This window comes from Streptomyces sp. NPDC059852 (assembly GCF_042731455.1).
GTDB lineage: Bacteria > Actinomycetota > Actinomycetes > Streptomycetales > Streptomycetaceae > Streptomyces.
Map to the genome: position 1 here is coordinate 52,228 of NZ_JBHWJK010000004.1, position 22,740 is coordinate 74,967.

General features: G+C 72.3%; 20 protein-coding genes. 9 read left to right on the top strand and 11 right to left on the bottom strand.

Going from position 1 to position 22,740, the window contains the following annotated elements:
- The first annotated feature begins 87 nt into the window (after nucleotides 1-87).
- Nucleotides 88-936, top strand: coding sequence for a putative protein N(5)-glutamine methyltransferase (locus tag ACFV46_RS06485; protein ID WP_385497210.1), 849 nt, complete (start codon nucleotides 88-90; stop codon nucleotides 934-936).
- On the opposite strand, the gene ACFV46_RS06490 is transcribed toward ACFV46_RS06485, so the two are convergent.
- On the bottom strand, nucleotides 923-3,004 hold the full coding sequence (locus tag ACFV46_RS06490; RefSeq protein ID WP_385497211.1) for a SpoIIE family protein phosphatase: 2,082 nt from the start codon (nucleotides 3,002-3,004) through the stop codon (nucleotides 923-925). The two genes, ACFV46_RS06485 and ACFV46_RS06490, sit on opposite strands and share 14 nt — an antisense overlap.
- A gap of 267 nt (nucleotides 3,005-3,271) precedes the next feature.
- On the opposite strand from ACFV46_RS06490, the gene ACFV46_RS06495 reads away from it, so the two are divergent.
- From ACFV46_RS06495 to ACFV46_RS06510, 4 genes are all read left to right on the top strand, one after another.
- Nucleotides 3,272-4,144 (top strand): hypothetical protein, encoded by an 873-nt coding sequence (locus ACFV46_RS06495; protein WP_385497213.1) that lies wholly within the window; start codon nucleotides 3,272-3,274, stop codon nucleotides 4,142-4,144.
- Between the two features lie 132 nt (nucleotides 4,145-4,276).
- Complete coding sequence (locus ACFV46_RS06500) at nucleotides 4,277-4,657, top strand: hypothetical protein (RefSeq protein ID WP_385497214.1); 381 nt, start codon at nucleotides 4,277-4,279, stop codon at nucleotides 4,655-4,657.
- A gap of 202 nt (nucleotides 4,658-4,859) precedes the next feature.
- Nucleotides 4,860-6,875 (top strand): FAD-dependent oxidoreductase, encoded by a 2,016-nt coding sequence (locus ACFV46_RS06505; RefSeq protein ID WP_385497215.1) that lies wholly within the window; start codon nucleotides 4,860-4,862, stop codon nucleotides 6,873-6,875.
- A 31-nt stretch (nucleotides 6,876-6,906) separates the two neighbouring features.
- Complete coding sequence (locus ACFV46_RS06510; protein ID WP_376725995.1) at nucleotides 6,907-7,458, top strand: PadR family transcriptional regulator; 552 nt, start codon at nucleotides 6,907-6,909, stop codon at nucleotides 7,456-7,458.
- Between the two features lie 31 nt (nucleotides 7,459-7,489).
- Here ACFV46_RS06510 and ACFV46_RS06515 read toward each other — a convergent pair whose 3' ends face one another.
- Nucleotides 7,490-8,032 (bottom strand): hypothetical protein, encoded by a 543-nt coding sequence (locus tag ACFV46_RS06515; RefSeq protein WP_361928821.1) that lies wholly within the window; start codon nucleotides 8,030-8,032, stop codon nucleotides 7,490-7,492.
- A gap of 198 nt (nucleotides 8,033-8,230) precedes the next feature.
- The gene (locus ACFV46_RS06520) at nucleotides 8,231-9,205 is read right to left on the bottom strand and encodes a fibronectin type III domain-containing protein (RefSeq protein ID WP_385497216.1); all 975 of its coding nucleotides are present in this window, start codon (nucleotides 9,203-9,205) and stop codon (nucleotides 8,231-8,233) included.
- Between the two features lie 464 nt (nucleotides 9,206-9,669).
- On the opposite strand from ACFV46_RS06520, the gene ACFV46_RS06525 reads away from it, so the two are divergent.
- Nucleotides 9,670-10,365 (top strand): glycoside hydrolase family 75 protein, encoded by a 696-nt coding sequence (locus ACFV46_RS06525; protein ID WP_385497217.1) that lies wholly within the window; start codon nucleotides 9,670-9,672, stop codon nucleotides 10,363-10,365.
- Between the two features lie 53 nt (nucleotides 10,366-10,418).
- Here the strand turns inward: ACFV46_RS06525 and ACFV46_RS06530 are convergent, their stop codons facing one another.
- Genes ACFV46_RS06530 through dhaK form a run of 3 tightly spaced genes read right to left on the bottom strand, consistent with a single transcriptional unit; the run spans nucleotide 10,419 to nucleotide 12,469 of the window.
- Nucleotides 10,419-10,838 carry a PTS-dependent dihydroxyacetone kinase phosphotransferase subunit DhaM gene (locus ACFV46_RS06530; protein ID WP_385497218.1) on the bottom strand — a complete coding sequence of 140 codons (420 nt, stop codon included), beginning with the start codon at nucleotides 10,836-10,838 and terminating at the stop codon, nucleotides 10,419-10,421.
- On the bottom strand, nucleotides 10,831-11,430 hold the full coding sequence (dhaL, locus tag ACFV46_RS06535; RefSeq protein WP_385497219.1) for a dihydroxyacetone kinase subunit DhaL: 600 nt from the start codon (nucleotides 11,428-11,430) through the stop codon (nucleotides 10,831-10,833). The genes ACFV46_RS06530 and dhaL overlap by 8 nt, the downstream gene beginning before the upstream one ends.
- 46 nt (nucleotides 11,431-11,476) lie before the next feature.
- Nucleotides 11,477-12,469, bottom strand: coding sequence for a dihydroxyacetone kinase subunit DhaK (gene dhaK / locus ACFV46_RS06540; RefSeq protein ID WP_361928808.1), 993 nt, complete (start codon nucleotides 12,467-12,469; stop codon nucleotides 11,477-11,479).
- A gap of 734 nt (nucleotides 12,470-13,203) precedes the next feature.
- Between dhaK and ACFV46_RS06545 the strand changes: the two genes are divergently transcribed.
- A complete protein-coding gene (locus ACFV46_RS06545) occupies nucleotides 13,204-15,906 on the top strand; it encodes an AAA family ATPase (protein WP_385497221.1) in 2,703 nt (900 codons plus the stop codon).
- A gap of 101 nt (nucleotides 15,907-16,007) precedes the next feature.
- On the opposite strand, the gene ACFV46_RS06550 is transcribed toward ACFV46_RS06545, so the two are convergent.
- From ACFV46_RS06550 to ACFV46_RS06560, 3 genes are all read right to left on the bottom strand, one after another.
- A complete protein-coding gene (locus ACFV46_RS06550) occupies nucleotides 16,008-16,964 on the bottom strand; it encodes an alpha/beta fold hydrolase (protein WP_385497222.1) in 957 nt (318 codons plus the stop codon).
- Between the two features lie 571 nt (nucleotides 16,965-17,535).
- Nucleotides 17,536-18,027, bottom strand: a complete 492-nt coding sequence (locus tag ACFV46_RS06555; protein WP_361928800.1) for a hypothetical protein — start codon at nucleotides 18,025-18,027, stop codon at nucleotides 17,536-17,538.
- A gap of 185 nt (nucleotides 18,028-18,212) precedes the next feature.
- The gene (locus ACFV46_RS06560; RefSeq protein ID WP_385497223.1) at nucleotides 18,213-19,115 is read right to left on the bottom strand and encodes an RNA polymerase subunit sigma; all 903 of its coding nucleotides are present in this window, start codon (nucleotides 19,113-19,115) and stop codon (nucleotides 18,213-18,215) included.
- Between the two features lie 251 nt (nucleotides 19,116-19,366).
- Between ACFV46_RS06560 and ACFV46_RS06565 the strand changes: the two genes are divergently transcribed.
- Together ACFV46_RS06565 and ACFV46_RS06570 are read left to right on the top strand one after the other, a co-directional pair.
- Nucleotides 19,367-20,098, top strand: coding sequence for an alpha/beta fold hydrolase (locus tag ACFV46_RS06565; protein WP_385497224.1), 732 nt, complete (start codon nucleotides 19,367-19,369; stop codon nucleotides 20,096-20,098).
- A 95-nt stretch (nucleotides 20,099-20,193) separates the two neighbouring features.
- Nucleotides 20,194-21,555, top strand: a complete 1,362-nt coding sequence (locus ACFV46_RS06570) for an NAD(P)/FAD-dependent oxidoreductase (protein ID WP_385497225.1) — start codon at nucleotides 20,194-20,196, stop codon at nucleotides 21,553-21,555.
- A gap of 40 nt (nucleotides 21,556-21,595) precedes the next feature.
- Here the strand turns inward: ACFV46_RS06570 and ACFV46_RS06575 are convergent, their stop codons facing one another.
- On the bottom strand, nucleotides 21,596-22,144 hold the full coding sequence (locus ACFV46_RS06575; protein WP_385497226.1) for a hypothetical protein: 549 nt from the start codon (nucleotides 22,142-22,144) through the stop codon (nucleotides 21,596-21,598).
- Nucleotides 22,145-22,329: 185 nt separating this feature from the next.
- Nucleotides 22,330-22,581 carry a hypothetical protein gene (locus ACFV46_RS06580; protein ID WP_006131897.1) on the bottom strand — a complete coding sequence of 84 codons (252 nt, stop codon included), beginning with the start codon at nucleotides 22,579-22,581 and terminating at the stop codon, nucleotides 22,330-22,332.
- Nucleotides 22,582-22,740: the final 159 nt, after the last annotated feature.

The window sequence follows — 22,740 nt, forward strand, 5'->3', positions numbered from 1 at the left end:
GGTGCTCACCCCTCGGATCGACGCGGGCCACCGCCGGTAGGCGACCGCCAGAGCACCCTTCGGCTTCCCGAAAGGCTCTCGGCTCCCATGCCTCCTGCGTCCCCGTCGTCCGCCTCCCCTTCACCCTCGCCGCTCACCCACGACGCCGTCGTCAGCGCCCTGCGCGCCGCCGGCTGTGTGTTCGCGGAGGACGAGGCCCGCCTCCTCCTGTCCGCCGCCGGCGGCCCCGGCGAGCTGGCCGCCCTGGTGGACCGGCGTGTGAGCGGTCTCCCGCTCGAACTCGTCCTGGGCTGGGCCGAGTTCGCCGGTCTGAGGATCACCGTCGCCCCCGGTGTCTTCGTCCCGCGTCGCCGGACCGAGTTCCTCGTCCGGCAGGCCCTCGCCCACGTCCCCGACGCCCGCGTGGTCGTCGATCTGTGCTGCGGCTCCGGCGCGGTCGGCGCCGCCCTGGCCGCCGCGCTCGACGGGGCCGAACTCCACGCCGCCGACATCGACCCCGCCGCCGTGCGCTGCGCCCGCCGCAACGTGGCGCCCTTCGGGGGCCGCGTGCACCAGGGCGACCTGTTCGCGGCGCTGCCCACCGGACTGCGGGGCCGGGTCGGCGTCCTCGCGGCGAACGTGCCGTACGTCCCCACCGGCGAGGTGCCGCTGCTGCCCGCCGAGGCGCGCGAGCACGAGCCGCTGGTCGCGCTCGACGGCGGCCCGGACGGCCTGGACGTGCTGCGCCGGGTCGCCGCGGAGGCACCGCGCTGGCTGGCGCCGGGGGGCCGCCTGCTGATCGAGACCAGTGAGCGGCAGGCCCCGGTGGCCCTGGAGGCCTTCGCGGCCAGTGGGCTGTCGGCCCGCCTGCTGGTCTCCGACGAGCTGTACGCCCATGTCGTGATCGGTCAGGTCGCAGGCGGGTCCGCCCCGGCCCGAGGGGTCACGCGGGGGTGAGCACCCGGGCGATCAGCAGCGCCACGTCGTCGGAGTTCTCGGGCTGGTGCAGCGTCCGCAGGAGCAGGTCGCAGCACTCCTGCAGCGGGCGCCCCGGGTCGTCGAGCAGGGCGAGGAGCGCGTCGAGGCGTTCGTCCAGCGGGTGCTGGCGGGTCTCCACCAGGCCGTCGGTGTAGAAGACCAGCTGATCGCCGGGCACGAGGTCGACCGTCGTCGTGGAGAAGGCGACCCCGCCGACGCCGAGCGGCGCGCCCGTCGGCAGTTCCAGCAGTTCGGGGGGCCGGCCGGGGCGGACGCGGACGGGAGGCAGGTGCCCGGCGTTGGCGATGTGGCACTGCCGCAGCTCCGGGTCGTGGACGGCGTACACACAGGTCGCGATGGAGTGGTCGAGGCCGTCGGTGATCTTGTCGAGGTGTTCCAGGAGCCGCGCCGGCTCCAGATCGAGGGAGGCCAGGGTGTGCGTGGCGGTGCGCAGCCGGCCCATGGTGGTGGCGGCCTCGATGCCGCTGCCCATGACGTCGCCGACGACGAGCGCCGTCTTGGCGCCCTCCAGCGGGATGACGTCGAACCAGTCGCCGCCGACCTCGGTGCCCGCGCCGGCCGGCTGGTAGCGGGAGGCGACCTCCAGGCCGCCGGTGACCGGCGGATGGCTGGGCAGCATGCTGCGCTGGAGGGTCAGGGCGGTGTCGCGGGCGTTCTGGTACCAGCGGGCGTTGTCGATCTGGATCGCCGCGCGGGCGGCCAGCTCCCGGGCGAGCAGCAGGTCGTCCTCGCTGAACGGCAGCGGGTTGTGGATGCGCTTGAGGTCGAGGGCGCCGAGGACCTCGCCGCGCGCGATCAGCGGCACCGCCAGATAGGAGTGCAGCCCCGCGCGGCCGAGCTGGAGGGCGGCCTCGGGGGAGCGGGCGATGCGCGGCAGGTCCTCCTCCCGGACGTGCGCCACCATCACCGGGTCGCCTGTGCGCACGCACTCGGTGACGAGGCGGTCCGGACCGTAGCGGGCGATGTGCCCGGGGGGATCGGCGGCCTCGAGCGCGCCGGTGTCCTGCGCCGAGCGGACGGCCAGGGCGCGGATCACCGCCGCCTGGGCGGGGCCGAGGGTGCTGCGCCGGCCCTCCACGACGGCGTCCAGCAGGTCCACCGCGGCCACGTCGGCCAGGTCCGGCACGGCGACGTCCGCGAGCTCGCTGGCCGTGCGGTCCAGTTCCAGGGTCGTACCGATGCGGGTGGAGGCGTCGGCGATGAGGGCGAGCCGGCGCCGGGCCGTCTCGGCCGCGACCGCGGCCTGGTGCTGCTCGGTGATGTCGACGGCCATCCCGGCCACTCCGAGCACCGTCCCGGCGGTGTCCTCGAGTCGGTACAGCGAGACCGACCAGAAGTGGTCCACGTCGGGGTGGGCCCGGGTGCGGCCCACGACCCGCCGGTTGACGACCGGCTCACCGGTCCGCAGCACCGCGCGAAGCGCCGCCTCCACGGTCCGGGCCGCCTCGGTGTCCAGCATGAGCTCGTGCGGCATGTGGCCGAGATGTGCCTCGGCGGGAAGGCCGTTGAGCTCGGCCAGCGCGGGGTTGACGGAGACGTAGCGCAGCTCGGTGTCGAGGACGGCCAGGCCGACGGGCGCCTGGGCGATGGTGCGGGTGGACAGCGCCACGTCCCGCTCGACCTGGCGGACCGTCGACTGGTCGGCGCACAGGCCGAGGGCGTAGACGTCGCCCTGGTCGTCCAGGAGCCGCATGTTGCGGAACTCCACCAGTCGGGTGCTGCCGTCCTTGCGGCGGATGGGGAAGGCGCCGGCCCAGCCCTCGCCGGTCTCCATGACGTCGGCGAAGAGCTTGACGACCAGGTCCAGGTGCTGTTCGTGGACCATGATCCGGGCGGCGTACTCGCCGAGCGCCTCGTGCGCCGGATAGCCGAACAGCTCCTCGGCCTGAGGGCTCCAGAGCATGATGCGGCCCTCGGTGTCCAGCACGACGGAGGCCACCCCGAGCACGTCCAGGAGGCCGCTCGGACGGACCGGACCCCGCACCGGCTCGTCGCCCCCGGCCCTGGGACGTTCGCCTGGAGACATCCCGCGCACCGCCTTCGCCCGTAGTCGCGGCACGTCGTTCCCCCGTGCCGACTCCCCTTGTTCTACCGCGTCCAACCGCTTCCGGGTCCCCTCGGTCGCCCACCTCCACCATGTCTCAACACGGCGTCGGGTGTGGCGCGAAACCACACGTGGCGCCGCCACTGTGGCGGACACGACAGCAGACATGGCTGTTGTTGGTCTGTACATGACCATGTGGTGCCGCGACACTGTCCGCCGACGCGCCCCCACCCCCAAGGAGTCGCCGCCATGGCCCAGCGTGCCCGGCAACGTTGTCATGCCTTTGTGACGGGCCTTGTGGCCCTCGCCTCGGCCGCCGTCCTGTCCGCCGCCACACCCGCCCAGGCGGCCGACACCTGGACGGAGGTGGGCTCCGACCGCGCCGACCCGCTCACCGAGAGCCAGGGCCTGGCCTCCGTCGAGGTCCCGGCGAACAGCCCCAACCGCTACACCGGCATCGGCACCATCCCCCTGTCGGTGAGAAGCCGCGGCTGGAACCATGTGGGCGACCCCGACGCGTCCTACGACGGCTACTACATCGAGCCCTACCAGGCGGACTCGGGCTCCGCGAAGATGTTCCGGGTCCAGGCGCCGAACGGCGGCTGGTCCGAGTACGTCCACGCGCTGGGCCCGGGCGAGGCGCTGAACAACTCCTTCGCCGCGATCTCCCCGGGCGGGCAGTGGATGGTCTCCGGCGAGTGGGGGACCATGACCCGCCTGCTCGTCCACCCGACACCGGGCGTCAACCGCTCGACGTCCCCCTCGGCGGACCTGCCGTGGACGTCCAGCATCCGGCTCGACCGCCCGGTCCGTGACGTGCAGGGCTGCGACTTCCGGGACGCGACGACCCTGCTGTGCTCCTCCGACGACCCCGACGGCAGCCTCTTCGGGATCACCAAGCCGCTGCTCCAGATCGACCTCTCCGCCGCCCCGGGCGCCTCGGACGTGACCGGCCGGGTCACCGCCCTGCGCCCGCTCCCGCTGCGCAGCTCCTGCTCGGGCTCCTTCGAGACGGAGGGCATCGACTACGACCGCCGCACCGGCACCCTGCGCGTCATCGTCGTCTCGCCCGGGTTCTGCGTGCTGACGGACAGCAAGACGTACCGGTTCACCAGGGGCTGAGCCACGGCCGGACGGCCGCCGGGCCGTTCGCGCCGGTAGTGCGCCGGCATGTGTGGTGCTTTTCTTGGGTTGGGGTCCCGTTCCGCGGGCTACCCGTGGCACCGCGGTGTGGCCACGAGAGGAGCGATCACGATGGATCGTGAACGACTGCACGACGAAGCTGTGTCCGTCGAGATCAGCGGATGCGACAAGGACGACGCCCGGATCGTCTTCGAGGCGCTGTCCACGTGTTTCGAGTCCGACCGGGCACCGGACGAGGTGCCGCAGCAGCTCCATGAGAGCCGGCCGATGGTGTGGCTCGGCACGTTCGAGGTGACGGACGCGCAGGAGTGCCCGCCTCCCGCCCGGCTCTCGTCGCGCGTCGAGGCGGACGCGCAGGGCGGCTACTGGGCCATCGAACGGCTCCGGACGACCCTGGACTCCCTGTTCACCGTCCACGACCAGACGTCGGCCTCCGGCGACCAGGAGCGCGAACTCCACGTGGTCCTGGAGAGCAGGCCCGAGGCGTCGTAGGAGTTCTGGGAGGCGCCCCCGTACGCCGAAGCGGGTGAAGCCCGCGTACCGCCGGTACGCGGGCTTCCGGCGTGCCGGGCCCCGGTCGCACGAGGGCATCCGTGGCCGGAGTCACGCCCTTCCGGTTGTGCAACTAGTTGCATAACCCGGGCGCGGTCCTCTACAACTACGTCAGACCACACCGCGACGGAGGGCCGCCCCCATGAGCCGTTACCCGCATCTGCTGAGCCCGCTGGACCTGGGCTTCACCACGCTGCCCAACCGTGTCCTCATGGGCTCCATGCACGTGGGCCTGGAAGAGGCCGAGCGAGGCTTCGAGCGCATGGCGGCGTTCTACGCGGAACGGGCGCGCGGCGGCGTCGGCCTCATCGTCACCGGTGGCATCGCCCCCAACGACGAGGGCCGGCCCTACGAGGGCGGCGCCAAGCTGACCACCGACGCGGAGGCCGAACAGCACCGGACCGTGACCGACGCCGTGCACCGCGAGGGCGGCCGCATCGCCCTGCAGATCCTGCACTTCGGGCGGTACGCCTACCACCAGGACCTGGTCGCCCCGAGCCCCCTCCAGGCGCCGATCAGCCCGTTCCCGCCCCGTGAGCTCACCGACGCGGACATCGAGCGGACCATCGACGACTACGCCCGCACCGCCCGCCTCGCCCGGCAGGCCGGCTACGACGGCGTGGAGATCATGGGCTCCGAGGGCTACCTGATCAACGAGTTCATCGCCACGCAGACCAACCACCGCACCGACCGCTGGGGCGGCGCGTACGAGAACCGGATGCGCTTCCCGGTGGAGATCGTGCGCCGGGTGCGCGAGGCCGTCGGCGAGGACTTCATCGTCGTCTACCGGCTGTCCATGCTCGACCTCGTCCCCGGCGGCTCCACGCTGGACGAGGTGATCACCCTCGCCAAGGCCGTCGAGGCCGCCGGCGCGACCATCATCAACACCGGCATCGGCTGGCACGAGGCCCGCATCCCCACCATCGCCACGTCCGTGCCGCGCGGCGCGTACACCTGGGTCACCAAGCGCCTGATGGGCGAGGTCTCCGTCCCTCTGGTCACCACCAACCGCATCAACACCCCTGAACTGGCCGAGGAGTTGCTGGCCGACGGCTGCGCGGACATGGTCTCCATGGCCCGTCCGATGCTCGCCGACCCCGACTTCGTCGCCAAGGCCGCGGCCGGCCGCCCCGAGGCCATCAACACCTGCATCGGCTGCAACCAGGCCTGCCTCGACCACACCTTCAGCGGCAAGATCACCTCCTGCCTGGTCAACCCGCGCGCCTGCCACGAGACCGAGCTGACGCTCTCCCCGACCCGGCTGCGCAAGCGCGTCGCGGTCGTCGGCGCCGGGCCCGCCGGGCTGGCCTGCGCGGTGAGCGCGGCCGAACGCGGCCACGACGTCACCCTGTTCGACGGCGCGGAGGAGATCGGCGGCCAGCTGAACGTCGCCCGCAAGGTCCCCGGCAAGCAGGAGTTCGACGAGACGCTGCGCTACTACCGGCACCAGCTCGACCGGCAGGGCGTCGACGTACGCCTGGGCACCTGGGTGCGTGCCGACGACCTCGCCGGCTACGACGAGGTGGTCGTCGCCACCGGCGTCACCCCGCGCGTCCCGGACATCCCGGGCGTCGACCACCCCAGCGTCGTCGGCTACCTCGACGTCCTGCGCGAGGAGGTCACGGTCGGCGACCGGGTCGCCGTCCTCGGCGCGGGCGGCATCGGCTTCGACGTCGCCGAGTTCCTCACCGACGGCGGCGACAAGGCGAGCGAGGACCCCGAGACGTACTTCCGGCTCTGGGGCGTCGACATGGACTACGCGGCCCCCGGCGGCCTCGCCGCCCCCGAGCGCCCGGAACCGCCCCGCACCGTGCACCTGCTCCAGCGCAAGACCAGCAAGGTCGGCGCGGGCCTCGGCAAGACGACCGGCTGGATCCACCGCGCCGAGCTGAAGCACCGGGGCGTCACCATGGTCCCGGGCGTGCGCTACGACCGGATCGACGACGCCGGACTGCACCTCACCGTCGGCGACGAGAGCACCGTCCTGGAGGTCGACACCGTCGTGCTGTGCACCGGCCAGGAGCCGCGCCGCGACCTGTACGAGGCGCTGGTCGCCGCGGGCCTCAGCGCGCACCTGATCGGCGGCGCGGACGTCGCCGCCGAACTCGACGCCAAGCGGGCCATCAAGCAGGGCACGGAGCTGGCGGCGAGCCTGTAGGGCCGCTGGACCGCGTCCCTAGGATGACCCCATGTCACTCCCGCACGCGATCCTCACCGCCCTGCTCGAGAAGCCGTCGTCCGGGCTGGAGCTGACCCGCCGTTTCGACAAGTCGATCGGCTACTTCTGGTCGGCGACGCATCAGCAGATCTACCGCGAGCTGGGGCGGCTGGAGAGCGGCGGGCTGATCCGGGCCCTGCCGTCCGAACAGCCCGCCCGCGGGCAGAAGAAGAGCTACGAGGTCCTGCCCGCGGGCCGCGAGGAACTGGCCCGCTGGACCGCGGCGTCCCAGGACCCGCGGCCCCTGCGGGACACGCTGCTGCTGCGGATGCGTGCCGCGGCCGTCGTGGGGACGACGGGCGTCGAGGAGGACCTGCGTCGCCACCTCGACCTGCACCGGCGTCAGCTCGCCGAGTACGAGGAGATCGAGAAGCGCGACTTCCCGCCGGGCCGGGACAGCTCCCAGGACCGGCTGCGGCATCTGGTGCTGCGGGCCGGCATCGACCTGGAGACCTTCTGGACGCGGTGGCTCACCCACGCGCTGGAGGAGTTCCCGGACCTGCCCGGACCCGGGACCGCGTGAGTCCCGGGGCCGTGCGGGCGGCGGGTGGGCGTCAGAGGTGGCGCGGGCGCGACGACCGGCGGCGCAGGAACCAGGCGGCCCCCGCGGCACCCGCGCCGACCAGGACGCCACCGCCCACCAGGGTGAGCGTGCCGTAGTCGCGGCTGCCGCCGCCCATCCCGCCCATCACCCCGCGCGACGGGGAGGGCGACGTCGTGGCCGAGATCGTGGGCCGCGCGGTCGGGGAGACGATGACCGCCTGGGTGCCCGCCCTCGTGCCGTCCGAGCAGATGACGATGACGGTGAAGGTCCCGGCGCTCACGTCCGACCACGCCGCCGACTGCAGGGCCTCCGTGCCGGTCAGGGAGACCCGGCGGCCCTGCGAGAAGTTCGACTGCCGGCTGTTGAGCAGCGAGGCGGTGCCCCAGCTGCCGTTCATCCGGGTGCACGCACTGGTCGTGACGGAGACCGTGGAGCCGGTGGTGCTCACGGAGATCCCCGATTGTGCGGTGGCCGGGACGGCGGCCGCGAACAGGGGGAGTGCGGAGGCGGCTGCCACGGTCAGGCCCGAGCGGAGAAGCGAGGAGTTGCGCATGAGTTGCCCTCCGGCGGCACGGTCGGCGGTACGTCCGTTGCGCCGCCGTAGTCGGGAACGCCCGTGCTGCCTCAGGTGCAGCCAACGCGTGCCGGGACGGACGCGCATGCGGGCGTCGGCCGGTCAGGTGACACGGCGCCGCGTTCGGGGGACCGGCCGCCGGAACCGGTTTGGCGCCCGGCCGGCGTCGAGGGCCCGTCACGGCCCGGTCGTCACGGTCCGCTCCGCCGAGAACCCGCCCCAGGTGCCGTCCGGCAGCATGGCCCGGATCCGCACCCGGTGCCGTACCCCGGCCTCCGGGCCCAGGTAGAAGCTGTACGTGGCCTTCCCGCGCGGCGGGTCGCCGCCGAACACCAGCGAGGTGGCCGCCCGGCCGTCGAGCTGGACCTCGTACTCGGTGACGGTGCCGTCGGTGCGCGGCGGTGTCCAGCTCAGATCGACGTGGTACGCCCCGTCCGCGCGCCGGGTCGTGGCACGGAAGTCCGTCGGGGCGGTGCCGCGGCCGTCGTCGGTGCCCGGTGTGCCGAGGCGTACGGCGGCCGACGCCGGGGACAGGTTGTCGGCCGCGTCACGGGCCCGGACCGTGAAGGAGTACCGGGTGCCGGGCCGCAGCCCCGTGACCACGGTGGCCGTCTGGTTCCCGCCCACGCTGTGGATCTTCGTCCCACCCTGGTAGACGTCGTACGACACCACGCCCCGGTCGTCGGCCGCCCGCGTCCAGGACAGCTGGACGGCCCGGCTGCCGACCACCCGTCCCGTGGCCCGTCCGGGACGGCCGGGCGCCGTCCGGTCCGCGGCCACGGCCGCCGGGGTGGTGGCCCGGACCGTCCGGCTCGGCGGCCCGAGCCGCCCCTGCGTGTCCCGGGCCCGCACGGTGAACGCGTAGCGGTGGGAGGGCTCCAGCCGGGTGATGTCGGCCATGTGCGCGGAGGCCGGCACCTCCGCGGCCTTGGTGGCGCCCCGGTACACCTCGTAGCCGCGGATCCCGTCGGCGTCCCCCGCCGCCACGGCGTTCCACATCACATGGACGCTGGTCGCACTGCCCGCCCGGGCCGTGACCCCGGTCGGTGCCCCCGGCGGGCGGGCGCCCTCGTCGCCGGACGCGCCCCAGCCGCAGGACGTGAGCAGGAGAGCGGCGCAGACGGCGGGAACGAGAGGGGACACGCGTCGCACGGCTCTGCCTCCCGAAGCGGACCGACGGCAATGGTCCGGACCAATATGACCCAGCTGACGCGCTCACATCAAGAGTGCGTGCGGCGGGGTGGCCGCTGGAGACCGGTGCGGGGCGTTCCGTATGCTGAAGGTCCTCATGGCTGAACTTCCCTCGAGGGCTCGGGAGTTCATGCCCTCGGCGTGGGCCGCTGTCGTCGCTGATCCCGCGCCGGACGCGGGTGGCCCGGGGCCTGGGTCCGTCAGGGAGTCAGGCCCCCGGCCGCCGGCGGGCGCCCGGGCGCGCCCGACGTGTCGCCCGCCGGTGTGCACCGTACGGACCCCTCTGGTGGCAGCATGACCGGACGGCCAGCAGATTGGGCTGAGTGTTCGCCGGTGCCCACGCGGTGCACAGTGCGTGACCGCCGGGTCCCCTCCCGGGTCGCCGGTGGACGCGCGTCCGTGTCCCCGACGTGAGGCCCCCCATCGTGCGATTGCAAGCGCTGACGCTGGCCGCGGCAGGAGCCGCCCTGCTCGCCCCGACGAGCCCGCCGACCCCGCCGCCACCCGTCCCGGAGGAGCCGGCCGTCAGCCAGGACGCCGACGTCAGCGCCGCCGAACTGCTGGCCAAGGTCGCCACATGCACCCAGGTGTCCCGGGGCCGCTACCGCACCGACAGCGGCCGGCCCGCGACCGTCCCCGTCTGCGGGACCAAGGAGGCCGTGTTCTGGAAGGCCGACATGGACATCGACTGCGACGGACGCCCCACCACCCGGTGCAGCAGCCGTACGGACCCGCACTTCTCCTCCGCCACCGCGTTCACGCAGTCCGACGGCCGCTACCTCAGCGCCGAGCGGCTGCCCTACATCGTGGTACCCACCCCGAGCTCCATATGGGACTACAAGGCCCACGGCGTCCGCGGCGGCTCCCTCGCCGCCGTCGTGTACCAGGGCCGGGTCCGCTACGCGGTCGTCGGCGACGTCGGCCCGAGCGACATCATCGGCGAGGCGTCGTACGCCGCAGCCGAGGCACTCGGCATCCCCGCCGACCCCCGCGCCGGGGGCGCCCCCTCCGGCGTCACCTACATCGTCTTCAAGGACCAGGTGGTCGAACCCGTCGAGGACGCGGCCGAGGCCGTACGGACCGGGGAACGGGTCGCCAGGAAGTTCACCCGGGGACAGTGACGGACCCGGCGGGCCCGCCACCGGCCGTCACCCGGCCCGCCGCCCCCGCCCGCTCACACCTTCCGGTACGTGTACGCGTCCGCGGCCGCCGCCTCCACCGCGGCGAGATCGGCGCCCGTCGCCGCCGTCACGACCGCCGCCACCGCGCCCTCCACGAACGGCGCGTCCACCAGCCGAGTGTTCTCCGGCAGTTCGTCGCCCTCGGCCAGCAGCGCCTTGACGGTGAGGACCGCGCTCCCCAGATCCGTGAGGACGGCGACCCCGGCACCCCGGTCCACCGACGCCGCCGCGGCGGCGATCAGCTCGGCACTCGTGCCCAGCTCACCGGCCTCGGTGCCGCCCGCCGGCGCCAGGGGCACATCGGCCCCGCCTCCCGCCAGCCCTCGCGCCAGATCGGCCACCGACGCGGCCACCTGCGCGCTGTGCGAGACCAGGACGACGCCGACCAGCCGGCTCTCCTTCGCGTCACCCATCGGAGGCCTCCACGAGAGCCGCGACGAGCAGGGCCGAGGAGGTGGCGCCGGGGTCCTGATGCCCGATGCTGCGCTCCCCGAGATAGCTGGCCCGTCCCTTGCGGGCCTGCAGCGGCGTCGTCGCCACGGCACCCTCCCGCGCCGCCGTCGCCGCGGCGGCGAAACCGTCGCCCAGCGCCTCGACCGCGGGAACCAGGGCGTCGAGCATGGTGGCGTCGCCGGGCGCGGCGCCCCCGAGCGTCATGACCGCGTCCACCCCGGTGCGCAGGGCCTGCGCGAACTGCTCGGCGTCGACCTCCGACGCATCGCCCAGGGCCTTGCCGGTGCGGCGCAGCAGTGTGCCGTACAGCGGCCCCGACGCCCCGCCCACCGTGGAGATGAGCTGCCGCCCGGCCAGGATCAGGACCGCGCCGGGCGTCTGCGGCTGCTCCTTCTCCAGCGCGGCGGTGACGGCGGCGAACCCGCGCTGCAGATTGCTGCCGTGGTCGGCGTCGCCGATGGGGGAGTCGAGGGCGGTGAGATGTTCCGCCTCGCGGTCCACGGAGGCGGCGGTCGCCGTCATCCAACGGCGGAAGAAGTCGGCGTCGAGCACTTGATCTCCTTGCGTGGCGGGTGGGTCGTGTTCGTGCGGCCCCGGATCACATACCCCAGCGCAGGCCCGGTGTACTGACCGGCGCGTCCCACAGCCGCAGCATCTCCTCGTCGACCTGGCACAGGGTGACCGAGGCGCCGGCCATGTCCAGCGAGGTGACGTAGTTGCCCACCAGCGTGCGCGCGACCGCGACCCCGCGCTCGGCGAGCACCCGCTGGACCTCGGCGTTGAAGCCGTACAACTCCAGCAGGGGAGTCGCGCCCATGCCGTTGACCAGGACGAGGACCGGGTTGCGCGGCGACATGTCGTCCAGGATGGCGCCGACCGCGAAGTCCGCGATCTCCCCCGAGGTCATCATCGCCCGCCGCTCCCTGCCGGGCTCGCCGTGGATGCCGATGCCCAGCTCCAGCTCGCCCGCCGGCAGGTCGAAGGTGGGGCTGCCCTTGGCCGGTGTGGTGACCGCGCTCAGGGCGACACCGAAGCTGCGCGCGTTCTCGTTGACCTGCCGTCCGATCGCCTCCACCCGCTCCAGCGGCTGGCCCTCGTCCGCGGCGGCCCCGGCGATCTTCTCCACGAACAGGGTCGCACCCGTGCCGCGCCGCCCGGCCGTGTAGAGACTGTCGGTCACCGCGACGTCATCGTTGACCAGCACCTTCGCGACCTGGATGCCCTCGTCCTCGGCGAGCTCGGCGGCCATGTCGAAGTTGAGGACGTCGCCCGTGTAGTTCTTCACGATGAAGAGCACACCGGCCCCGCTGTCCACGGCGGCCGCGGCCCGCACCATCTGGTCCGGCACGGGTGAGGTGAACACCTCGCCGGGACAGGCCGCCGACAGCATGCCGGGGCCGACGAATCCACCGTGCAGCGGCTCGTGCCCCGACCCGCCGCCGGACACCAGCCCGACCTTGCCCGCGACGGGGGCGTCCCGCCGGACGATCACCCGGTTGTCCACGTCGACGACCAGTTCCGGATGCGCGGCGGCCATTCCGCGCAGCGCGTCCGCGACCACGGTCTCCGCGACGTTGATCAGCATCTTCATGGGTACCTCCCGGGAAGCTCTCACAGGTGGCCAGGCGACCTGCGTCGGTGCTGTTCAGAGTGGGTACGGGCCAACGATCGCACGCGGGGCGCCGAGAAGTCCCGCTGTCGGAAGTATCGGTCCTGCGGGAGCACGGGTCACCTTCGCGGGCGTGCAGGTGCCCGCAGGGCACGAGCCGCACACCCGCATCGGCGCGTCAGAAGGCCGGGTCCGCGCCCGGCCCCGCCCGGTGCGACGGTCGGGCGCGGCTTGGTTGGGATCCCCGCTGTCGGCAGGATCGGCCTTCCGGCAGCGGAGGTCACGCGCGAGAACGTCATGGGCGCGCCCAGGTCCCGAAACGGGTTGTGCCGGATGTCGGCGACCTGCTGGCCCAGGTCGTGTCCGCAAAGTCCCGCCTGCCCAGCGGCGCCCGGCACGGTCCCCCGAGCTCTTCGCAGATGGTTCCACCACGCGTGCCGACATCACCGTCGGCGCGGACGGCGCCTGGTCGAAGGTGCGGCCACCGCTCATGCCCGCCAAGCCGGCGCCCTCTCCGGTATCGCCCCGCCGCCGATACGGACGGTCGATGCTCACCGCGCTCGGCACCGCGACGCTCGGCGGTTCAGGTCGACGCTCCGGTAGAATGCGCGGTCTGAGGAAAAGGCGGAGCGATACTCCCGGCGAAGGCGGATCTGGTGCCTGACATCGCGCCCTTGCGGGGACGACACGGCGAGTTGGCGGAACTGGAAGCGTTGGTGAGGCGTGCCCGAGGCGGCCGCGCCGGTGCGCTGGTCGTCTCCGGTGAGGCGGGTGTGGGCAAGACCGCGCTCCTGGACCACCTCACGGCACGGGCCGCGGCACACGTCCGCACCGAGCGCGTCGTCGCCTCCCAGTCCGAGATGGAACTCGCCTACGCCGGCCTCCAGCAGCTCTGCGGGCACATGATGGGTTCCGCCGCCCGATTGCCGGTCCCGCAGCAGGAAGCGATCGAGGTGGCGTTCGGCCTGCGTAGCGCGGCCGCCCCAAGCCCGTTCCTCGTGGGGCTGGCCCTGCTGGGGCTGCTCACCGAGGCTGCCGAGGAGCAGGCCCTGCTGTGCGTTGTCGACGACGCACAGTGGCTCGACCAGGCGTCCGCGCGAGCCCTCGCCTTCGCGGCCCGGCGCCTGGACGCGGAGGGCATCGCCTTGGTGCTCGCCATGCGGCAGGTCGACCCGGTGTTCGCGGGCCTGCCCCACATGATCGTCGAAGGGCTCGGTCACGAGGATGCGTGTGCACTGCTGCGTCAGGCCGTACCCGGTGGTCTCGACCCGCGGGTACGCGACCAGTTGATCGTGGAAGCCCGCGGCAATCCCCTCGCCCTGCGCGAACTGCCCCGGGCCCTGAGCCCGGCCCAGATCGCCGGCGGTTTCACCCTGACAAGTTCCCTGCCACTGGAACGCCGCATCGAGCAGAGCCTGGTCGTCCAGCTCGCCCCGCTGACCGCACCGGCACGACTGCTGCTGCTGCTGGCGGCCGCCGAGCCCACCGGTGACCCGGGGCTGCTGTGGCGTGCGAGCGCGGTGCTGGGACTGGGGCCGGAAGCCTTCGACGCGGCCAAGGACGCCGAGGCGTTCGTCGTCGGCACCCGTGTCGGCTTCCGCCATCCGCTGGTGCGGTCGGCCGTGTACCGGGCGGCTTCACCGGCGGACCGGCGTCGCGTCCATGCCGCTCTGGCGGACGTCACGAGCGCCGTGCACGACCCGGACCGCCGGGCCTGGCACCGGGCCAGTGCAACCCTGCAACCGGACGAGGAGGTCGCCGCCGATCTGGAGCGGTCCGCCGTGCGTGCGCGAACCCGCGGCGGTGCGGCGGCCGCCGGCGCGTTCCTGGAGCGGGCGGCGGAGCTCACACCCTCGCCGTTCCGCCGCGGGCAGCGGCTCATCGCGGCCGCCGAGGCCAAGCACGACGCGGGCGCGTCGGACGCGGCCCTGCGTCTACTCGGGTCCGCCCGCGTCCTTCCGCTCACCGCCCTGCAGGAGGCGCTCGTGGTGCGGCTGCGCGCGCGGGCCGGATACGCGCTACGGCGTGACCTCAGCGGTGCGCAGCACCTGCTCGACGCGGCACGGGGACTCGAAGGGCTCGACCCGGTCCTCGCCCGCGACACCTACATCGAAGCGCTCGCTGCGGCGACCTACGGCGGCAGGCTCGGTGACGCCGAGCAGGTGACCGCCGTCGCGCACGCGATCCTCGGCGCCACGTCCGCCGCCGACGATACGGACCGGGCACGGGACCTGATCCTGCGCGGGCAGGCGTTGCTCGCCACCGAAGGGCAGACGGCGGCGCTCCCCACCCTGCGACGGGCGCAGCGTGCCTTCCTTGAGCAGGCACCGGACTCTCTCGAACTGCACTGGATGTGGTTCGCCTCCCGCGCCGCCCAGGACCTGTGGGACCCCGCAGGGCTGCGTGCGCTCGCCGACCGGCAGGTCGAACTCGCCCGTGCCGAGGGTGTCGTCACCGTACTGCCGATCGCTCTGAGCCTGCTGATGCTCGTCCAGATGACCGACGGCGACGTGGACGGGGCGGAAGCCTCCTGCGACGAGATCGACGCCATCAAGGAGGTCACCGGTAATCCGCTGCCGCCGTACGGGCGGCTCCTGCTCGCCGCGTACCGGGGGCAGGCCGACGAGGCGGAGCGCCTGGCCGAGCGGGTCCGGGCCGACGGGCTCGCCCGCGGGGAGGGACACGCGCTGAGCGCGGCCAACTTCTCCGAGGCGGTCCTCTACAACGGCCTGGGCCGCTTCGAAGAGGCGGTGGACAGCGGTCGGCGCGAACTGCCGTACACCCACGAACTGAATCTCGCGATGCGCACACTCCTCGAACTGGTGGAAGCAGCCGCGCACACCGGTGAGCGCGCGCTCGCCGAGCAGGCACTGGAGCAGTTGGCCGGCGTTACACGGCCGGTGGGCACCAGCTATGCGCTGGCCGTCCTGGCGATGGCCGAGGCTCAACTGCGTGCGGGGAACGACGCCGAGCAACTCTTCCTGGACGCGATCAAGCGCTTCGAGCACGAGCGGATCCCGATCTGGGTGGGGCGTTGTCGCCTCCTGTACGGCGAGGCACTCAACCGCCAGGGGCGGTCCGCCGAAGCGCGCGAACAGCTCCGCACCGCGCACCGGATGCTGTCAGCCCGCGGACTGAACGGATTCGCCCAGCGCGCCGCGGACGAACTGCGCGTGAGCGGCGAGACCTTGCGGGTCCGCACACGAGAGTCGGCGGCGCGGCTTACCGAGCAGGAACTGAACGTGGCGCGCCTGGCCCGCGAGGGGCTGACGAACCGGGAGATCGGCGCCCGCCTGTTCATCAGCGCGCACACCGTCGAGTACCACCTGCGCAAGGTCTTCGTGAAGCTCGGCATCAAGCGGCGCACCGAGCTGAAGCCCGCCCTCGCCGGACTCACGGCGAGGGCGTCGAGCGCTTGAGCTCAGGGCCCCGAGCGCCGGACTCCGTTTCCGTACGCGGGCGACGGCCGGCGTCATGCGCCGCCCGGGCCGCCCGCTAGCCGGAGACGGGGCGGCCGTAGCTATGAGTTCAGAGGTCCGCGGACGACTCCCTGGGCATGGAGGAACGCGAGGACGGCGGCGCCGAACCGGGCCGGCTGTTCGATGTGTGCGAGGTGACCCGCCTCTTCCAGGACCGTCAACGCGGCGCTGTCCAGGCCCTCGTGCAGCAGGGCGGCCCATCGTGGCCCGCAGATGAAGTCGTGACGGCCTGCCAGGACCAGGGCCGGTGGGGTGAGTAGGGGCAGTTCGTCCCGGACGTCGAAGGGGGGCTCCTCTCCAAGGGAGGGAGCCGCGTACATGCGCAGCGTCCGACGAGCGGGCGCGAACTCCGCTTCTCTGCCCCAGTAGTCGTGGAGATAAGCCGGCATCAGTGTGCGCAGGACGGCGGTGGCGCCATCGTCGTCCAGCAGGCCGAGACGCGTAGTGAGGGTGGCGGCGTAGTCCGCGACTTCCGGATGGTCCTCGACGTGGTCCTTTACGAACCGTTCCATGGCGGTGACTGCCGCCGACCAGAACTCCTCGTCCGCGACCGGTGAGGTGTCGTAGAGAACGAGGGCGGCGACCCGTGCGGGATGGTCGAGGGCGTACCGCTGGGCCACGAAACCGCCGTGGGAGTGACCGAGAAGAGCGAACCGCGGCACGTTCAGGTGTTGGACCACCGCGTGCAGGAAGTGCGCGTACGTGGCCACGGTGTAGTCACGCGGATCCGGGAGCCGACCGGAGTCGCCCGTGCCGACCGGCTCGACGTAGACCATGGTCAAGGAGTCCTCGAGACCGGGCATGCGCAGGTACTCCCAGCCGATGCCGGGTCCGCCCGAATGAGCGAGACATACGGGGCCCGAGCCGGCGACGTGGTAGCGCAGTTCGACGCGGGCGGGACCGTGTGGAACGGTGATCGTGTGTGTGCCGGGAGACAGGGGGGCGGAAGGATCTTGGGTTGGGCGCGGGAGAATCGCCGGTCGGTGCGTGTGCTTCATGTCGTCCCATGATCCGTGACGGGCAGCAAGATCACAAGGACGAACACAACGAGTTGTCACACTGTTATGCACTGCATCACGGCTGAATGGACATCTCACCCGCGAGGCGGTGGCCGCGGCGTCGTGGGCATGAGGCCGCACACCTGTGGCTGGAGCACACTACGGATGCGAAGGACGAGGCCGAGCGCGGCCTGACGGTCGTTCAGGACTACCTGTACTGGGACTCCTACCGCCGGGCCGCTCACCGCCGCGCGGCGGAGTCCGCCGCACACGTGCCCGGACTCAGCGAAGGACAGAAGACCGGGTTGAGGCGGCCGCTCAGACCGGCGGAGGAGACCACGAGGTGCCGCATCAGCTGCCCCGGCGTCAGGGCGTGTGTCGGCAGAGCATGTGAAAGTGGGCTACCCTGTTCACAGTGTTCACGGCGTTGGGTTGGACACCCCACACACGGCGCCGGGAATGCTCCCCTGCCACTTAGAGCCTGGCGGGGGTACTGTGCCCCGGGCGCCCACCGATCCCCCGCGAATCGGCGTCCGGGGCCAGTCTCGTGGGCCGGAGGGACCGCCCGGGATCATCCGGCGCGGTAGAGACCCCGACCGCTGCGCCGGACCCGCGAGGTGCCGACGAGCCGGTCGAGCGTGCTGCGGACGGCGTTGATGCTGCCGCTGTCGGTGGCCCGGCCCAAGGCCACGGCCACGTCCCGGGCACGTACGTCGGCGTCGCCGACCTGCGCGAAGTACTCCAGGATCTGTTCGGTCAGCCGGCCGTACGTGTGCTCCGTGCCGCCTCTCGGTCGGGTCGCCGGCTGCGCCGGACCTGTGACACGGCGCCGAGCAGCGCCGTCGGCGGTCTCAGGCGCGGCCTCGGAGGCCGGTGCCACCGTGGGGGACGCCATGACGACTTCCAGAGCCCCCAGCGCCCGTTGCACGGTGTCGAGATGAGCGACGACGGCAGCCAGCTCCCTCTCCAACGCCCGCCTCTGCAGCTCCAGACGGCTGAGATCGGCCTGAAGGCTCTCAGCCGTGACTACGATGTCGCGTGTCGAGCGAGATGCCGGAACCATGTCTTCCTTCAAGGAGTGCTGGAACGTCGTCGTCGGATGGATCGCATTGTCACCGTGATGAAGATGTGGTGGCGATTCGGTGCAAGCCCACCCTGCAATTCTTGCCACTGACATGTGGAAAGCGCAACGGGTGAGCGCACCCCGGGCACCGAGTCCCCGGCCGGTGGCACCTTCCGGCCGCCTCCTCAGACGTGCCTGACCGCTCCGTGTCCGTCGGCGGGCGGCTGGGGGCGGTTCCACCCGCGCAACTTGTCGGGATTCAGGACGGCCCAGACGTGTGTGACGCGCTGGTCGGTGATGTCGAAGCTGATGACGGCAGCGACCTGGTTGTGGTGGCGCACGACGATCGCGGTGCGACCGTTGGCCGCCTCGAGGTGGAGGACGGTGCGGGAACGCGGGGCGAAGAGCGTGAGGAGGGTCCGGGCGACGTGCTGGTCGCCGTGCACGGGCCTGGTCAGAGCACGGATCTTGCCTCCGCCGTCGAAGAACGCGATGGCGTGCCGGGACAGCAGGGACACCAGATGCCGCGCGTCGTTGAGTACGCAGGCCTGCCGGACGGCGCGGACGATCCTGTCGTGCTGGTCCGCCGGAGTGGGATGCGCGCGGTCGGCCCGCAGGCTGCGACGGGCGCTCTCAGCCAGCTCGGCGCACTCGCGCGGGGTCCGCCCGACGATGTCGGCGACCGTCCGAGGGGGCATGGCGAAGACGTCGTTGAGCACGAAGACCGCCCGTTCGGACGGGGAGAGAGCGCCCAGGGCGTTGAGCAGGACGTCGCTGACCTCCTCCGAAAGAGCGCGGTCGGGCTCGATGGGGATGCCGCCGCCCGCCTCGGCCGGGCCCGGCACCGGGCGTGCCGGTGCGGACAGGCGCGCCAGACAGATGGTGCCCGTGCTCTTGGTCAGCCAGACACGCGGATCGCTGATGCCCGACCGCTCGTCGTCGCTCAGGCCGTACCACCGCCGGTACGTCTCGGTGACAGCTTCTTCGGCCGTCGGCCCGGCGCCCAGCATCCAGCGAGCGACGTCGATCAGATGCTGTCGCTCGTCCAGCAGGTCCGCGAGCGGTGTCGTGTCACCGGTCCCACCCATGGAGGGGTCCTTCCTCTACCGGCACCACTACGCCACCACTGCGGTCGGCTGGCCGTGCCCTCGGCAGAGCAGACCGCGCAAGCGCCGATCATGTGACAACAGGAGACCGCGCCACCGTCGGAAACCGAGGCGGAGGCGCCGTGGAGCGGAGGTGTCGAGGGCGGCGGAGACGAAAGGACGATACAACCGTGTGACACCATGAGACGTCGCCGACCGTACGCGACCTCGTCCCACCGACGAAAGGGTTCACCATGCCCGCGATCCTGATCCACGGCGTCCCCGACACCCACCATGTGTGGGACGGTGTGCGCCATCATCTGACCAGATCCGACGTGGAGGCCTGGGACTTGCCCGGCTTCGGCGCCGAGCGCCCCGCCGGCTTCGGTTCGACCAAGGAGGAGTACGTCGACTGGCTCGTACGGCGACTGGAGCGGGTCGGCGAGCCGGTGGACCTGGTCGGGCACGACTGGGGTTGCATCCTCACCCTCCGCGTCGCCTCCCTGCGCCCCGACCTCGTCCGAACCTGGGCCGGAGGCAACGGTCCGGTCAACGCCGAGTACGTCTGGCATCCACTGGCGAAGATCTGGCAGGACCGGGTCCAGGGCGACCGGTACATGGCCGAACTGCGTGCCGAGCCCTTCGCGGAGGAGGTGGCGGCCGGCTTCGACGTACCCCTCCACCTGGCCAGGGAGATGGCGAGCCGCGTGGACGAGCCGATGAAGGACGCGGTGCTCAGGCTGTACAGGTCGGCGCTCACCATGGGAGCGGAGTGGGAGCCGGAGCTGTCCGCCGTGTCCGCGCCGTCCGTCGTCTTCTGGGGAGCCCGGGATCCCGCCTGCCAGATCGAGTTCGGGCGCAGGCTGGGTGACTCCCTGCACTGTGAGGTGATCGAGATGGACTGCAACCACTGGCCGGTGCTCCAGCGCCCGGCTGAGGTCGCGGAGATCCTGGAGAAGCACTGGAGCGCGCACGCCGCCGCGTGAGGGTGGGCGGGCCCGCCAGGACCGGGACCGGTACTGTCACACGGTGCGGTGCCGGCCGGTCTTGAAGGGTGAAACCAAGAGAAACTGAGGACACCGTGCGTGAGATCCTGATCGTGGGCGGCGGTTACGCGGGCTTCTACACCGCGTGGGGCCTGGAGAAGAAGTTGCGGCGGGACGAGGCCCGGGTCACCGTCGTCGACCCGCGCCCCTACATGACGTACCAGCCGTTTCTGCCCGAGGTGGTCGCCGGGTCGGTGGAGGCCCGCCATGCCGCGGTCTCGCTCCGGCGGCACCTGCACCGCACACGGTTGATCGCCGGTTCGGTCACGGAGATCCGCAACAGCGCGCACACAGTGACGGTCCGGCCGCAGTCCGGTCCGGAGTTCGACCTGCACTACGACATCCTGGTGATGGCCGCGGGCGCCGTCACACGCACCTTCCCGATCCCAGGACTGAGTGACCAGGCGTACGGGCTCAAGCACGTCGAGGAGGCCGTGGCGATCCGCGACCGGCTGCTCACCTCCTTCGACCGCGCGGCGACCCTGCCCCACGGGCCCGAACGCCGTCGGCTGCTCACCGCCACCGTCGTCGGTGGTGGCTTCTCCGGGGTCGAGGGTTTCGGTGAACTGCTGAGCCTGGCCTCCGCGTTGCTCAAGCACTATCCCGAGATCGGGGCGGAGGAACTCGCCTTCCACCTGGTCGAGGCACGGGGCCGCATCCTGCCCGAGGTCACCGACGGGCCGGGGGAGTGGGTGGTGCGCTCGCTGGAGAAGCGGGGTGCGCGGGTGCATCTGAACACCCAGCTCGTCTCAGCGAAGGACGGTCGCGTGGTGCTGTCGGACGGATCGGAGTACGACTCGGAGCTGCTCGTGTGGACGGCGGGCAACGCCGCCAACCCGATCGTGCACAACCACACCGACCTCCCCGTCGACGCACGAGGACTGCTGATGGTGCGCGCGGATCTCCGCGTCGGGACGGAGAGCGAGGTCGTGGCGGACGTCTGGGCGGCCGGTGATGACGCCTCCGTGCCCGATCTCGCCGTCGGCCGGCCGGACGCCCGCACGGTGCCCAACGCCCAGCACGCCGTCCGTCAGGGCAAGCTGTTGGCGAAGAACATCCTGGCGTCCCTGCGTGGTCGGCCCGTCAAGGACTATGTGCACCACAGTCTCGGCGTGGTGGCCACCCTCGGGCTGGGCCGCGGCATCTTCCAGTACCGGCGCCTGGTCATCAAGGGATTCCCGGCGTGGCTGATGCACCGTGGCTACCACGTGCTGGCCATACCGAGCTGGGAGCGCAAGGCACGAGTGTTCGCCGTCTGGATGACTGCCGCGTTCTTCGGCCGCGACGTCATCTCCCTCGCCTCGGTCCAGCACCCGAGGGAGGCGTTCGTCTCCAGCGGTGACCCACGGCGAGGCGAGAAGTCCGCGGACGCGGATGCGGACGCCGTCGCGGGATGACCCGCGGGATCCGTGGACCCCGGGGACACGGGAGGGCGGCTCAGCGCTTCGCGGCGCGGTACAGACCGCGGCCCACCCGGCGGACACGGGACTGGCCGACCAGACGGTCGAGCGTGCTCCGGACCGCGTTGATGCTGCCGCTGTCGGTGTCGCGGCCCAGTGCGGACGCCACATCCCTGGCACGGACGTCGGTGTTTCCGGCCTCCGCGAAGAAGGCCAGGATCTGTTCGGTCAGCTTGCCGTACGACTTCGAGCCGTCGGCTTCACCGGCGCTGGAGGCGTCCTCCGCATGGGCACCGGGACCGGCACCGTCCTCCGCCTCGTCGGAGGACGGCATGGGTGCGGGTGCCACTGTCGCCGGTACCTCCGCGACCACGTCCCCCGGACGGGCCGCCGAGGCCGTGGGAACGGACTCCGGCAGGAGGGCCTGCAGGGCGCTGAGAGCCCGTTGCACGGAGCCGAGGTGAGCGGTGACCGCGGCCAGTTCCCGCTCCAGTGCCTGCTTCTGGATCTCCAGCCGCGCCAGGTCCTCCTGGAGGCTCTCGGCGGTGATCTCGATGTTGCGAGCCTTGGGGGTCACGGAGACCATGCGTTCCTCTCGTTCTCACCCCTCGTTCCGGCGGGGCCGCCCGATGCGGGCTCCGTCACTCGGCCCGGCACCGGGGGCAGGATACCCGTACTGCCGGGAAACGGCCCACGTCGCGCGGCGAGCGCGGCGGACCGGCTACCACGATGTCCGTCGCGACGCGCCACCGAGCCCGCCCGTCCGCCGCGTCAGGCACGGCCCCGCTCCGGGCGGTCGGGCCCGGTGCCGCCCTCGCGTTCCTCGGGCGTCGTGCCGTCGGTGGGCCCGGTCGCCGGGCGCTGCAGTCGCCGCAGGGTCTCGGAGACCGCGTCGATGCGTGCGTCCACCGAGTCGATCGCCTCTCGGAGCAGGCTCAACCGCCCTTCGAGCAGGGCGGCCTCCGCCGCCAGCGACGCGGTGGCAGCGGCGGGATCGGTCTGCTGGTCAGTGCTTCGGGACATCCCTCTTCCTTCCTCAGCTCGGGCTGTCGGCTCGTGAACCGTCGACATCGCATTGACCGAACAGTGACGAGCGCTGTGACAGCCCTGTGCGACGCGTCATGTGAGGCATGCTGATTCCGTCAGGAGAGCGGGTGTGTGAGAGGCCGCCACGGGTAGGAG

What these genes read in the sequence shown, in the direction of transcription:
- ACFV46_RS06485 (WP_385497210.1), top strand. Translation starts at nt 88, where the DNA reads ATGCCTCCTGCGTCCCCGTCGTCCGCCTCCCCTTCACCCTCGCCGCTC.
- ACFV46_RS06490 (WP_385497211.1), bottom strand. Translation starts at nt 3,004, where the DNA reads ATGTCTCCAGGCGAACGTCCCAGGGCCGGGGGCGACGAGCCGGTGCGG.
- ACFV46_RS06495 (WP_385497213.1), top strand. Translation starts at nt 3,272, where the DNA reads ATGGCCCAGCGTGCCCGGCAACGTTGTCATGCCTTTGTGACGGGCCTT.
- ACFV46_RS06500 (WP_385497214.1), top strand. Translation starts at nt 4,277, where the DNA reads ATGGATCGTGAACGACTGCACGACGAAGCTGTGTCCGTCGAGATCAGC.
- ACFV46_RS06505 (WP_385497215.1), top strand. Translation starts at nt 4,860, where the DNA reads ATGAGCCGTTACCCGCATCTGCTGAGCCCGCTGGACCTGGGCTTCACC.
- ACFV46_RS06510 (WP_376725995.1), top strand. Translation starts at nt 6,907, where the DNA reads ATGTCACTCCCGCACGCGATCCTCACCGCCCTGCTCGAGAAGCCGTCG.
- ACFV46_RS06515 (WP_361928821.1), bottom strand. Translation starts at nt 8,032, where the DNA reads ATGCGCAACTCCTCGCTTCTCCGCTCGGGCCTGACCGTGGCAGCCGCC.
- ACFV46_RS06530 (WP_385497218.1), bottom strand. Translation starts at nt 10,838, where the DNA reads ATGGGTGACGCGAAGGAGAGCCGGCTGGTCGGCGTCGTCCTGGTCTCG.
- dhaK (WP_361928808.1), bottom strand. Translation starts at nt 12,469, where the DNA reads ATGAAGATGCTGATCAACGTCGCGGAGACCGTGGTCGCGGACGCGCTG.
- ACFV46_RS06550 (WP_385497222.1), bottom strand. Translation starts at nt 16,964, where the DNA reads ATGAAGCACACGCACCGACCGGCGATTCTCCCGCGCCCAACCCAAGAT.
- ACFV46_RS06555 (WP_361928800.1), bottom strand. Translation starts at nt 18,027, where the DNA reads ATGGTTCCGGCATCTCGCTCGACACGCGACATCGTAGTCACGGCTGAG.
- ACFV46_RS06560 (WP_385497223.1), bottom strand. Translation starts at nt 19,115, where the DNA reads ATGGGTGGGACCGGTGACACGACACCGCTCGCGGACCTGCTGGACGAG.
- ACFV46_RS06565 (WP_385497224.1), top strand. Translation starts at nt 19,367, where the DNA reads ATGCCCGCGATCCTGATCCACGGCGTCCCCGACACCCACCATGTGTGG.
- ACFV46_RS06575 (WP_385497226.1), bottom strand. Translation starts at nt 22,144, where the DNA reads ATGGTCTCCGTGACCCCCAAGGCTCGCAACATCGAGATCACCGCCGAG.
- ACFV46_RS06580 (WP_006131897.1), bottom strand. Translation starts at nt 22,581, where the DNA reads ATGTCCCGAAGCACTGACCAGCAGACCGATCCCGCCGCTGCCACCGCG.